Source organism: Legionella stuttgartensis (assembly GCF_977063405.2).
Window position 1 is genome coordinate 63,207 of record NZ_CDRUHA020000104.1, and the last position, 12,867, is coordinate 76,073.

The following is a 12,867-nucleotide window of genomic DNA, read 5'->3' on the forward strand; positions in this document are numbered from 1 at the left end:
ATGAAGTATCTATAACTGGAACTGCAACAACTGTTTATTCTGGCAAAGGTATCAATTCTTTATCATCGCCGGGTATGGCGCCAAATCTTCCTTCTTTCCAATCCAATTTTGCTTGCTCAATTCGTTCTTTCGAACTGGCTACAAAATTCCACCAAATATATCGCCGTTGTTCAAGTGGTGGGCCACCCAAGATAATCATATGGACCTCAGAGGTCGCTGTGATTTTGATTTCAACTCCTGTTTTGAGAATGAGCATTCTTGTAGCGTTATATTCAGTATCATCAATAGTTATCTTACCACTTAAAAGATGAATTGCTCGCTCTTCTACTGTGGATGGAATGCTAAATTGAGTATCAGGCTTTAGTTTGCATTCAACAAAAAGCGCATCATGTGGAGTGATAACCGCTGATTTCAATCCCATCCATTCCCCAGTCACAATCCGCAAACTCATATTTTTATCATTATATATAGGAATGGCACTTTTATCATAATGTGTAAATGAAGGATTGGTTTCTTCTTTGTTAAGAGTTAATGCCAACCAGCATTGGATGCCAAAAAAATGATGTGGGAAGAAACGAGTCTCACGTGGTGTACGTTCTGAATGAGCTATCCCTCGTCCAGCAGTCATTAGATTCACTTCACCAGGAATAATAATTTGATGACTGCCAAGCGTATCTCGATGTTCCAGTTTCCCAGAAAATAGATACGTCATGGTTGATAAACCAATATGTGGATGAGGGAGTATGTCAATTCCCTTGCCAGTAAGCAGTTCGCTTGGTCCTGCTTGATCCCAAAAAACAAAAGGACCTACAGTCTTTTTCTCCTTAGAGGGTATTATGCGATCGACTTGAAATCCACCCAGATCAACTGCTCGCGGGAGCAACGCTACCCTAACTTGCTGCGGACATCCTTGAGTCTCACATATTGGGTCCTTTGCATTAAAATAACTCATTCTTGGTATTCTCCTAGATGACTCTAGCCCCCAATATTGCGCGTAGACCTATTTGAAATAAGCATAGCTCAAATTAAGAATTAAGGAGAGTACTAAACTGTCACACGTTATAAGAATAAATGTGTTTGGATTAAATAAAAGCCAACATGCTCCAAACATACTCCAACAAAGTTTTACGACTATACTTGATAGTACTCTAAATCAAGGAAAGGATAGCATATGAACACTTATCGTTTGGTCTTTCCAGAATTAATCAAACATTTTTTCGAGGTAATGGTATTGTTTTGTTTTAGGGTTTTTGAGCGCAGCGTCGTACGCAGAGCAGTCTAAATTAATTAAAAATTCTGACGGTTCTTCAGTAGAAATAAAAGCCGACGGCACTAAGATAATTACTAATGCAGACCATTCATCTGTGGTTGAGAAAAAAGATGGTACCAAAATTATAACCAATGCCGATGGGTCTAGCGTACAAAAAAAAACCGGATGGCACAAAAATTATTACCAATACGGATCATTCTTCCGTTGTCTATAAGCCCGATGGAACCAAGATTATCACTAATACAGATGGTTCCTCAGTACAAGTTAATCTAATGGCAAGGAAACTGTTAAGGATCCCAAGGGTAAAGTGCTCCACTAAGCAATCCCTAGGCTTTAACTGAGCCTTTATCCCCCTGAGAGGTGGATAAAAGCTCGATTATAAAAATTTTATACCTAGCGTTAACTCGATTTTTTACATGTTTGATAAAATTTTGCTACTAACTCATCTAATGTATTTTGTTTTAACTTGATATTTCCTGTTGCAACATAAGTAAAGAGTAATTGATTAAAGCATGATTGAAGAGCCCCCTGATCAGGCATTTCTTTGCTATCTGCAATAGTTCCTAAATCAACATAATCCAATTTCAGCTGCGCATCGGAGTTCACTTTATAATATGCTTTAGCAACACAGCAAATAGCACATGCTGCCAAATCATCATAGGCTTTAATCTTAGGAGGAGACGCTTTGGATAATGCAACAAGATCATAGGCGGTAAGATTTTGACTAAAGCTTAAGTGGTTATGGACTTCTGACACGTCTTGTAAGCCGCCATTGCACCGATCACCACCTGCCAAAGTTTCAAGATCCAAAATATCTGCCTCTTTTCTCTTTACGAGATGAATGGCAGTAAAATCTCCTGTACCACCACCACTATTAATGGTGTAAAGCCAATATAATTTCTCTCCAGCATTAAAGAACTTATAATAGCTGTAACCTTGCGCAGAGTCTGAAAACTGCGGATCTTGCCAATTATAGCCTATATAACCTTTCTCAATGAGCTTAGAATTTTGTCCTTTCATGACATATTTTTCTTTAGCCAATCCGCATTGGTTCAGATCAATTTCGTTTCCTTCCATATTAAAAAAACACAACGCATCGACGGGTTTATTATGAAACATAAAATCAGCAGGAATAGCGGCCCCAATTTCTCCAGCAAAAAGATAGGAAAACAAACAAAACCAAAATTTTCTAGCCAACATATTAAAATATCCTTCAATTGCTAGGTCACGGGAGCCATAAAGCCAATTATGTGTGCACCCTCAAATTTACACTACTGAATAGACCATCCCGGTTTGTGCACCTTCGACACTTTTGCTAAAAGCCAGAGCAACGCGACTTGCTGGCACCGATTCAAAACCACGAAAAAAAGGTGCATATCGATTCATTGATTCCGATATAACTGTAGGACTGACTGAATTGATACGAATATGATGAGGCATTTCAATCGCTGCACTTTTGACAAAAGAATCGATAGCACCATTAACCATCGACGCAGATGTTCCCATTGGAATTGGATCATGACTTAAAACACCGCTTGTCAAAGTAAATGAACCGCACTTATTGATGTATTTAAGACCAACTAATACCAGTCTTATTTGTCCCATTAACTTACTATTCAAGCCAACAGTATATTGTTCTTCAGTGAAGTTCGTTAATGTTTCAAAGTACACTTCCCCAGTGACAGAAACAACGGCATCAAACGAGCCTACTGATTGGTAGAGCTTCTCAATTGAATGGTTATCTCTAATGTCTGCTTGAAAATCACCGTTTGTATGTCCGACGGTAACCACTGTGTGACGTTGTGAGAGTTCTTTACACACTGCTTCACCTATTATTCCAGTTCCACCGACTACAATAATTTTCATTTGCTTTTCCTTTTGCTAAAGATTGAGCCGTCAAAAAACATTATAAATAATAGACGCCCTTTCCAATTTTGGCTTATTCTAACCCGTATAATTGTTCTAAAATGTCATCAATCCCTTTTTGGGCAATAGAAATTTCTGTGGCTGATTTACAATTCATTTTATTCGTATCCGCTAATAATCTATAGGAACGATGCAAATCAGTCCTTGCGTTAAACCAATATTCTTTTAATATGAACTGCCCGCTACGGTCTACTAATTTCGCAGACTCTAGAATTATGGATGAGCACGAGTTTGTTTGATCGACACTTAATGCTTCGATTTTTTGCGACACTTCATGACATTGGTTAGCAAGATAGGCTTTTTCATCTTCGGGCATACTGTAAGCTGAGAATGATAACAAGAAAGAAGAAGCAATGATAAGAAATTTTTTTAGCATGTGATTATCCCTATAAATTTAAGTCCAAAATTTCCACCCGAAATTTTTACATGAGACGTTCAACTTTTCAATTCTTCTTAATTTATTAATTCATGCATTTATGAAAATAATACAGATCGACTAATAAGATCAACTGATGTACAATTATGCCCATTATTGATCATTTAAATTCCACTTATGTTCAACAAAATTTATAACGCAGCACTCGATGCAAAATCCAAAGAAGACTTATGCTCGAAATTAGAAAAATTAAAGCTTGAGTCAAAATTAAAAGAATTACATCTTGATGAAAAAAGAGGAGTCAACCCATTAATTACTCCTGCAGGTGCATTAGCATTTAAGGGACACATTCAACAAGTAGAGTGGTTGCGTGAACTAGGAGCAAGCGTTGATCACATTGCTTATGCTTATGCGTTAGCTGGAAAGCATACTAAAGTCGCTCAATATCGTGACACTCATAAAGCAAGCGTTGATTTAATTGCCCAAGGCTATGCATCTGCTGGAGATATTTATTATCTAAACGTTGAAGATTATCGAAAAAAAGGTGCAAGTGTCCATGCAATTGCTAAAGGATATGCTTTTGCAAGAAAATATAAAAAAGTTGAAGATTATCACAGGGACTATAATGCAAGCGTTCATGAGATTGCGGAAGCGTATGCTGTTGTAGGAGACCATAAAAGGGTTGAAGATTATCTAGAACTGCATGCAAACATTGATAGCATTGCTAAAGGTTATGCGTTATCTGGAAATACACCAAAAGTTGAACAGTATCGAGAATTAAGCCAGAAAAAATCATGTATCGATGCAATCGCAGAAGGTTACGCCAGAGCAGGAAATCATCTTAATGTTGAACGATATCGAACAATGTATAACGCAAGTGTAGATGCAATTGCCAAAGGCTATGCGATAACGGGCAACCATCTAAAGGTAGAAGAATACCGAAGGGAACATAATGCAAGTGCCAATGCCATTGCTGAAGGCTATGCTTTTGCCAATAATCATGAAAAAGTTGAAGAGTACCGAATACAACATAGCGCCGCTCCTAGTGTCATTGCTAAAGGTTATGCGCTCGCCGGTAATCATGAAAAAGTTGAAGAATATCGTAAACATCATCAGGTAAGTGTGCACGCAATTGCCAAATATTATGTTTTGGCAGGAAATGATAAAAAAGTTGAATATTACCGTTATCTGGGCGCAAGCCCTAACGTCATTGCTCAAAATTATGCAATAGTAGGGAATCATAAAAAAGTTGAAGATTATATTTTTTTACCTGGGGTCGGCACTAATATAGTTGATGCAATTGCTCAAGGCTATGCGATAACGGGGAATCATGAAAAAGTTAAAGAATTTCGTACGCGATTACATGCAGGCTTTCCGGCAATTGCTCAAGGTTATGCTTTGGGTGGATATCATGAGCAAGTGGAAGAATACCATACCCAAGAAAATACTGATGCCATCGTGCAAAGTTATATTTTAGCGGGTAATCATGAAAAGGTTGAAGAATACCGCGTGAAGCACGGGGCAAGCATTAAAGAGATTATCCAAGGGTATGCTTCCCTGAAAAATCAGAAAAAAGTCAGAGAATATGACATTAACGCCCTTCTTTCTGGTTATCTTGAAGATAGAAATAAGATAGTTGATTCTAAAGGGAAACCTAAAGACTATTTTCATAGCTTTTTTACATGTTTCCAGAAAAGCTTAAAACAAAAAAATGATGCTGTTAATGACTTAAGCGAAGCCTTAAAAGGGAAGAGAATTGATTTAACCCAGCATGTAGCTACTTTGAGAAACGGTAATTTAGGTAAAGAATTAAGAGCGTTTATTAAGGCGGGTAAAGCCGATGAGCTGGTTGGTGAAAAAGTCCATACCGTTAGAGAGTTTTTGGATGCGCTGCAACGGAAAAATAATCAACAATTCCTACTGACCACCTAAAAGCCGAGTCAGGCTCGATAGCAGAATGATTCAAAAGTATCGGGGCTGAGATGTTCAGCTTTTCGAAATACAATCGTAAAAGGATCATTTTAAGTTTTTAATTTTGTCTTATTTGAAATTGCGATATATTCTAGATTTTCATTTGAGCAATTGCCTAAACTGTAATTTTTATTTTAGTGCACAGCAAAGAGATTTTAACGCAGCATTAAAAGAGGAAATGCAAGTTATAAAAGCTTTGATATTGATTCAGGAATAAGGACGATTATGCACCGGTTTATGAATAAAGTTTTATATAGCATCCTGTTTTTAGTAAATACTTCTGTTTTTGCTTCACTCATTGAAATAAATCTTGAACCTTATAAATCTTCTGTTTTAACGAATACCACGAAACAAAAAATATCCATGCTCTGTGAAATACATGCCGTTTCAAGCACGAAAAACCAGATTTCTATTCAGATAATTCGTGGAAAAGGCACATTCAATGGAACTACGTTTAAACAAGGTGATTTTTTAGTCTCAACAGTAACCAACATGCAACAAATTCCTGTCTTGGCAGATCTCGGTACTCAGGCACAAGTTAACAATTTAGGGCCTTACCCAATAAGAGCCACATGTAACTGATATAACTCTATTTAAAAGAAGAAAAAACTAAATTTTTGAAAATTCTATAGATTACCTGTACGACATTGGCTATCCTCAATGAGGAAATAATAAAATTTACAATCACAAGGAGTGACTGACTATGAATCGTTTCTTTTTAAAAGGAATCGGTATATCTATTCTTGCAATGCTGTGTTCCTTATCTACTTATGCTGACACTGCCGAGGATTTCCAATCTCGTTGTACTAATGCCTGGATGAAAAAAGCAGATGAAGTTAAAGACAAAGTAGATTTTAAAAATTTTGGGGAAAAATATTGTGCTTGTGCCTCAAAACAACCATTAGATAGTGAAGCAGCGGTTCAAAAAGCAGCTCAGGCGTGTATCTCAAGAACATTACTCCACGATGCGATGGATTCTATAGAAGATGACATTGGCTTAGATAAAGCAAAAGATACTGATGTTGCTGATTATTGTCAGAATCGATGGGCCCTAGTTATCCCCAAACAATCTGATGAAGATAAAAAATTAATCACTACTTATTGCGATTGTGCTAAACCCAAATTAACGGATTTGCTCAAAAGATCCAATGATATGACAGACAAACAATATTATGCAGAAATTGATACTATTGCTGATGCGTGCGCCGAAAGTACAGCTTCTGCTTCCAAATCTGAACCAGCACCAGCGTCTACACAAGCACCTGCATCTGAACCTGCACATTAAAAATGCTTGAACTGTTGAAACCGTAGCCCGGGTGAAGCGTAGCGAAACCCGGGATTCTTTGCCGGTTAAGATAGAAGATCTCTCAACTTGGATCAGACATATTGATAGAAACATTCTCTAAGAACAACAAAGGTTTTTTTAATGAGTTAACCCATTTTCTCCCCCAACATGTTTGGCAGGGGATAAATCGCTTAATGCAGGCAATTTTTTCTTTGGTGATGTAAATCATGCAAGTACGAAACGCAATATGATATTCCAAACCAGCACCAATTCTCATTGCTATCGCATCACAATTCGGTTCTACTACCTGTGTTGCTAATGCTTCTGTTGCAGCAAGGGATACATTAGGCGTTAAATTACTATAGAGTTGGCTAAATTGATTGTCATAAAAAACCATCTCTTTTTCTAAACAATAAGCATATCTATCGCGAGTTAGTGCAAACTGACATTTACCACTGTATCTAAGATAATTCGCATGTACATGAGCCGAAATTAAAAAAAGACATAAAAAAACGATGTGAGATGTTTTTTTCACAATACACTCCCTGTACTTCTGTTGCATTATAGAACTCCTAAATTCACTATAAATGCTAAGGTGACATTAATTCAACTAATCCATATGTTATGATAACACCTTGATAAAAAGAGGTAATCTAACGCATGAAATACACTAAATTTGGTTATAGGATAAAACAACTGACTGAAGGTTCTGGCTATTCCTGGCTCTTTTTACCTGCGGGTCCAGGCTTGGGTTCGGAATACCTCACTAATTTATGTGACACATTAGATTTACCCGGATCCATTTTTCTTTTAGACTTCCCTAAAGATGGCACAAATACCCAAGGCGAACTCAGCATCCCATCTTGGCAAGACGGTTTAATTGATTTATTAAAATCGTTTTCCAAGCCGGTATTGGTAACCCACAGTTTTTCAGGAATGTTCGCGTTAAACATACCCGAGCTAGAGTCCCATCTGACCGGATTGGTATTAATGAATACCACGACCGAAAACAGTTTTTTCCAACATGTAAGTGCAATGCAAGAACTGCATCAGTTACCCGATCTGGTTCCTGCAGCCAGTCAATATCATTTGCACCCATCTAACGAAACCTATAAAGAATTTTGGAACACTTATAAATATTATTGCTTTACATCTGATGAATTGGCGGGTGGAGAGAAAATCATTGCTCTTTTTGCATTTAATAATGCAGCTTATTATCATGCAATTGAACATTTTTATCCTAATTACTCCAGCAAATGGATTCCAAAATCAATCCCAACACTGACGATTGCAAGCGAACATGACTTTATTTGTCCGCCCAAAATCTTTGTCGAAAACCAAAGCTTTCAAGGAAAAAACACTATCAATAAAATAATTACTAAAGTAGGCCATTTACCATGGTTACTCGCTTTTGAACAAGTTCAGCAGTGCTTTGATGATTTTATAAATTCATTTTTATTGGAGGAATAAAATGTATCCGCTAACAACCCTAAGCAGTTCTTTATTCGCTCTAGCGTATGTTTATCTCTCAATGTATGTTGTGTCCTTGCGTCGAAAATATAAAGTTTCTCTTGGCTGTAAAGAATGTGTTGAGCTGGAAAAAGCAATAAGAGCTCATGGTAATTTTAGCGAATATGTTCCGCTTACGTTAATATTGCTTTTTTGTGCAGAAGCAAACAATACAAACTGGATAGTCTTGTCCATCTTGGTTTTTTTCTTCTTCTTGGGGCGATTTTTTCATGCATATGCTTTTCTTCAGGAAAAACATCATCTAAAGTTTCGTTTCCGAGGAATGATTTTGACCTTTGGCGTGATTATCTGCCTTTCATTTTTAAATTTGATGATGCTCATTCTAAAATAATAAGGGATACCTTTATTTGATATTTTTAAGCGGATCAATTATTTTCTTTTAATAAAGATCGCTGAACCTAGGTTAATGGATGACTAACCATCTTATAAATAAAAATGTTGATATTTATAAGTATCCAAATGAATTGGAACCCAATTTAGGCTCCATCACCCTCGGCGATTTACATGGCAATCCAATCAAGCTCATCCATTTCCTTTTTCGCCATCAAATCGTTAAATTTAAAGATACTGTTGAAAATACTGAACAAGCATATCATCAATTCGTAACACTTTATGAACAATATGGTGAGATCCTTGAAGAATATTTGGAAAACCGTACCCTTTTACAATTAACACAAGCCAAAATAGATAATGCCAAAGAACGCCTTGCAAATCTTAATAAACAAGTACTCCTTGAAACAAATAATGAAATTCAACAAAATCAAGCCTTAGCCCAATTACGGCAACAGACCCTAGAAAAGTTACAAAACGCTGAAGAAGAGCACTTAAAATTAAAACAAAAACTAGCTGAGCCTAAAGATAAGCTGTCTCTCTGTGTTGCCCAATTTAATCACTTCATGGACCAAATAGAAGTCCGTGATAATCAAACCATGATTCGTCTCATTGGTGATGAAGTTACGGATCGTGGAAATTGTGATTACTTCACATTCAGAATTCTTAATTTGCTCCAACGAAATCATTGCCCATTAAATATTCTTGTTTCTAATCATGGAAGCGAGTTTATTTACGCGTTCGAGCAATTCATGGCTGGAAATCCCTTTTTGCCTGCAGGTTATATAGGTGATTTTCAAATTCCCTCGTTCTGGGGGCTTAAGCTTTTGCTCGAAAACAATATTATTTCCCATGAAGAGCTAACCCATTTAGTGAATGAAAGCTATAAACCCACCTTAAAAATTCTGGACTATACAATCAATGAACAAGGGATTACATTATTTAGTCACGCTCCCATCCGTTTTGATGCCATTCAATTGATGGCCCAAAAGATAGGTGCACACTATGATGACTCCACCGCTGAGGCTTTAGCGGCAACTATTGAGCGAATTAATCATCAATTTCAGTCCTATCTTGAGAATAATAGCGTTCACACACTGTTTCATACGGATGCAATTCACGACAGAACCAATATGTCAGAACAAGAAAGAGCCGCATGGCCTTTAGTGTATCTTTTCTGGAATCGCTGGGATCTAACAAAAGAAACCGAAACAGCAAGACCTGAAACACACAATAACTACCGCATTAGCTATGTTCATGGACATGATGGTTTTCAGAGCCTCTTAGCACATATTTTCAATCTAGATACACTCTGTGGTAAGGAAGCACGTAAAACTGAAGAGAAACAAATCGACCAGGTATTTCGCTATCTCATTGAAAATCGCAATAAAACTGTGGATAAAACAGCTGCAGAATTTTATCTGCGCAATGTTTTAAGATATAAAGTACTCAATTCAGATGAGGGCCGCTTAGAACATAAAGAACGAAATAAACCTGAGTCCACAAAAACTCCTCCAGATAACGAATTAAACAGCAGTATAAGAAAACTAAGTCTTCTTGGCAGACCTGTACTACCACCCCCAATCTCATCCATTGAGTTGAACACGCACAACAAACTCAGTCCAAAAGAATTAATCATTGCCTCGAAAGAAGAAGAAATAATATTCGCTCCAGCTGTGGGTTTAACGAATTAAAACTAAATGAATAATAAAATCGAAGTTTAGGTGCAGCGCAGCGTATATCCTTTAGCCTGTTATCCCGAGCGTAGTGAGGGATCCCCAATCCGTGGCACTAGATCATATAACGCTAAAACTAGGAGATCCTTCGTAGTAAACGCCTCAGGATGAAGGGATGAAATGAACTAGCTCCCGGGCTACGGCTACGCCTTCACCCAGGCTACGAATGATCGTCTTATTTATCGTTGATGTTGGAAAAATAATTTTTTATCACCATAATTTGAAGCCAATAAAGGACTTTCCAATACTAATGTTCCTATGTGGTACTCTGTACCTTGATATTCTCCATATATATCATAGATAGGCCCCATAGGTACTTGTAAGAAAGAAATTCTGAAGTCTTCTCGAGAAGTTTCTGGAATCAAATCGTTGACTAAGCTCGTTGGTCTGAAATAAAGTCGCTCAGGGAATACTGGAATGCCATTATATTTACCTTCACTTGTCCACGCAGCTAAATGCCATAGAGGCAGATTATTCGCTGGATCGCGAGTGAATTCGAATATTTTCTCGATGGCAGTTAATGTCCAACTGGTAGGATGAGGTATTTGATTAGAAAAATCTTTTGCAAAATAATTCCAATTCTCTTTTTGTCCCTCAAGCAAATTCATGACATGTAAATTCAACGAAGAATGTTTAGAAATTAAAATTTTAATTGCCATTCCAGGGATGTAACTATCATCTGCAGGTGGAGTTGCCAGAGAAAGGCGCGCAACCCCAACTCCACCGGATTTATAAATACCGGTGAACGGATGGCCCGCGGCTGGAATCCAAGTAATTTTTCCTACTGAACCATTTGCATGAATAATTTTTATTCGCCCCTCAGGCAATTCATCACTGGTATAATCAAATGTAGGTTTTAAGTTAAATAGACCTTTTAATTTCTCGAGTACTTCATTAAAGCTGCTACCCGTTAATGGAGGCAGTTGATCCTCTTCATTACTTAAAGTGATTTCATTCCATAATAAATTTTGCTTTTCTGCAGCAGATAATTCCTGATAATCCATGGGTAACTGAGCATATAGACCGAAACTCATGAACAAATAAATGAGTGCATTAATAATCAAAGTCCAACTACGACGCATTGCAACCTCCTTGTTATCAAAGTTTATTTTTATGACAGGGTATACGAAAAAAAAGAGCTTTTCTAACATTTTTTTGAGGAGTTCATACGTGGAGCGACTTAACGGATTCGGATTGAGGTGATATATAGCTCCCAGGTTACGGTATCACCTTCACCCAGACTACAACTCAGAAAATCGTAGCCTGGGTGCAACACTCAATATTATGATTTCATAAAATGATCATAAATAGCGCGACTTGCAAGGGCAATAGCGCGGCTTCGAGGATAATCACTCGCTGATTTTGATTTGACATATACTGCAATTGCAATGTGCCCTTTATTTTTGGGCAAAGTAATAATCCCAACATCACTGACAAAACGATACAGTTTCTTAGAGCCGGGATATCTTAAATAATCCCGTTCATAAATTGACCAAGTTCCTGTTTTATGAGCTACTTTTACATTGGCCGGTAGTAATCCTCTTATTCTACTGCGGCCCGTGCGACATTGCTCCATAATCTTCATCAGAAGATCCGTACTCGATTCTGAAAGCGCTTCCTTTTTATATAATTTCACGAGTAACTTTGCCATGTCATCAGGCGTTGTGGTGTCGCGTATATCTTTTTCAAAACGTTGCCATGCTTGCTGTTTTTCTTTAAGAGGCACACGATTGGATATTTTTTGCCAGGAAGAGATGGGTTGGCGTTTTCTTAAAAATGAATGATCGACGTGATTTGTATCCAAAAACATTTCCATGATGGATCGATTAATAAAAGTATTTTTGAATCCTAGTGCACTCATCCGTTTTGCTACATATTTAGGTCCATTAGCTGCCTGCAATAAGGCATCACTTGCACTGTTATCACTATTTTTGAGTGTATGCATCAATATTTGTTTCAAGGAAATGCTGAGTTTCTTCTTTTCAAATAAATAATGCAATGCTCCAGAACCAGGAACTGAATTACGTGAGTCCATTTTAATGACACGATCTAATGAATCTTTTTTTTCATCAACCCGGTGTAAAAAAGCCATCGCAATGGGTAACTTAATGGTGCTCGCCATGAAAAAACGCTGGGAGCTATTATGTTCAATGATCTTATTCTTCTCTATATAAATGGCAGTAATTCCCATTACTGTATTCGAATTTTTTTCAATAGATTGTAGTTTTTTAATCAGTTCTGCATCACTTGGAGTCGCAAAACCATTCACTGAAAACACAAAACTAAAAAGCCAACATAGTAAGGAACTTTTTTTCCTTAAAATATTGACGCGTTGCGCCAGTAATTTTATTTTCATAAAGTATTAATCCATTTCTCATTATTTTTATTCAATTTTTTAGCGTACATATTAATAAATGTGTCCCTTTTATACGTATTTCAACTC

At 37.1% G+C, this 12,867-nt stretch carries 13 protein-coding genes; 6 read left to right on the plus strand and 7 right to left on the minus strand.

The window, feature by feature from the left end; translation table 11 throughout:
* Positions 1-34 precede the first annotated feature (34 nt).
* The 4 genes from ACWTEW_RS32610 to ACWTEW_RS32625 all read right to left on the minus strand — a co-directional run bounded on the left by ACWTEW_RS32610 (position 35) and on the right by ACWTEW_RS32625 (position 3,572).
* A complete protein-coding gene (locus ACWTEW_RS32610; protein ID WP_454782130.1) occupies positions 35-952 on the minus strand; it encodes a pirin family protein in 918 nt (305 codons plus the stop codon).
* A gap of 717 nt (positions 953-1,669) precedes the next feature.
* Entirely contained in the window at positions 1,670-2,470 is an 801-nt protein-coding gene (locus ACWTEW_RS32615) for a hypothetical protein (protein WP_454782131.1), read from the minus strand.
* 66 nt (positions 2,471-2,536) lie between these two features.
* Entirely contained in the window at positions 2,537-3,136 is a 600-nt protein-coding gene (locus ACWTEW_RS32620; RefSeq protein ID WP_454782132.1) for a short chain dehydrogenase, read from the minus strand.
* Positions 3,137-3,209: 73 nt separating this feature from the next.
* Positions 3,210-3,572: a hypothetical protein gene (locus ACWTEW_RS32625; RefSeq protein ID WP_454782133.1), complete on the minus strand. Its 363-nt coding sequence runs from the start codon at positions 3,570-3,572 to the stop codon at positions 3,210-3,212.
* A gap of 177 nt (positions 3,573-3,749) precedes the next feature.
* Here ACWTEW_RS32625 and ACWTEW_RS32630 point away from each other — a divergent pair, with 177 nt between their 5' ends.
* The 3 genes from ACWTEW_RS32630 to ACWTEW_RS32640 all read left to right on the plus strand — a co-directional run bounded on the left by ACWTEW_RS32630 (position 3,750) and on the right by ACWTEW_RS32640 (position 6,828).
* Positions 3,750-5,504: a hypothetical protein gene (locus ACWTEW_RS32630; protein ID WP_454782134.1), complete on the plus strand. Its 1,755-nt coding sequence runs from the start codon at positions 3,750-3,752 to the stop codon at positions 5,502-5,504.
* Between the two features lie 276 nt (positions 5,505-5,780).
* Entirely contained in the window at positions 5,781-6,125 is a 345-nt protein-coding gene (locus ACWTEW_RS32635) for a hypothetical protein (RefSeq protein ID WP_483099568.1), read from the plus strand.
* A gap of 121 nt (positions 6,126-6,246) precedes the next feature.
* A complete protein-coding gene (locus tag ACWTEW_RS32640; protein WP_454782136.1) occupies positions 6,247-6,828 on the plus strand; it encodes a hypothetical protein in 582 nt (193 codons plus the stop codon).
* 82 nt (positions 6,829-6,910) lie between these two features.
* On the opposite strand, the gene ACWTEW_RS32645 is transcribed toward ACWTEW_RS32640, so the two are convergent.
* Positions 6,911-7,363, minus strand: a complete 453-nt coding sequence (locus tag ACWTEW_RS32645; protein ID WP_454782137.1) for a hypothetical protein — start codon at positions 7,361-7,363, stop codon at positions 6,911-6,913.
* 125 nt (positions 7,364-7,488) lie between these two features.
* Between ACWTEW_RS32645 and ACWTEW_RS32650 the strand changes: the two genes are divergently transcribed.
* From ACWTEW_RS32650 to wip, 3 genes are all read left to right on the plus strand, one after another.
* Positions 7,489-8,298: an alpha/beta hydrolase gene (locus ACWTEW_RS32650; RefSeq protein ID WP_454782138.1), complete on the plus strand. Its 810-nt coding sequence runs from the start codon at positions 7,489-7,491 to the stop codon at positions 8,296-8,298.
* Between the two features lies 1 nt (position 8,299).
* Positions 8,300-8,689: an MAPEG family protein gene (locus ACWTEW_RS32655; RefSeq protein WP_454782139.1), complete on the plus strand. Its 390-nt coding sequence runs from the start codon at positions 8,300-8,302 to the stop codon at positions 8,687-8,689.
* A 79-nt stretch (positions 8,690-8,768) separates the two neighbouring features.
* Entirely contained in the window at positions 8,769-10,382 is a 1,614-nt protein-coding gene (wip, locus tag ACWTEW_RS32660) for a Dot/Icm T4SS effector Wip (protein WP_454782140.1), read from the plus strand.
* 221 nt (positions 10,383-10,603) lie between these two features.
* On the opposite strand, the gene ACWTEW_RS32665 is transcribed toward wip, so the two are convergent.
* The gene (locus ACWTEW_RS32665) at positions 10,604-11,506 is read right to left on the minus strand and encodes a hypothetical protein (protein WP_454782141.1); all 903 of its coding nucleotides are present in this window, start codon (positions 11,504-11,506) and stop codon (positions 10,604-10,606) included.
* 200 nt (positions 11,507-11,706) lie between these two features.
* A complete protein-coding gene (bla, locus tag ACWTEW_RS32670; protein ID WP_454782142.1) occupies positions 11,707-12,780 on the minus strand; it encodes a class A beta-lactamase in 1,074 nt (357 codons plus the stop codon).
* Between the last annotated feature and the right edge of the window lie 87 nt (positions 12,781-12,867).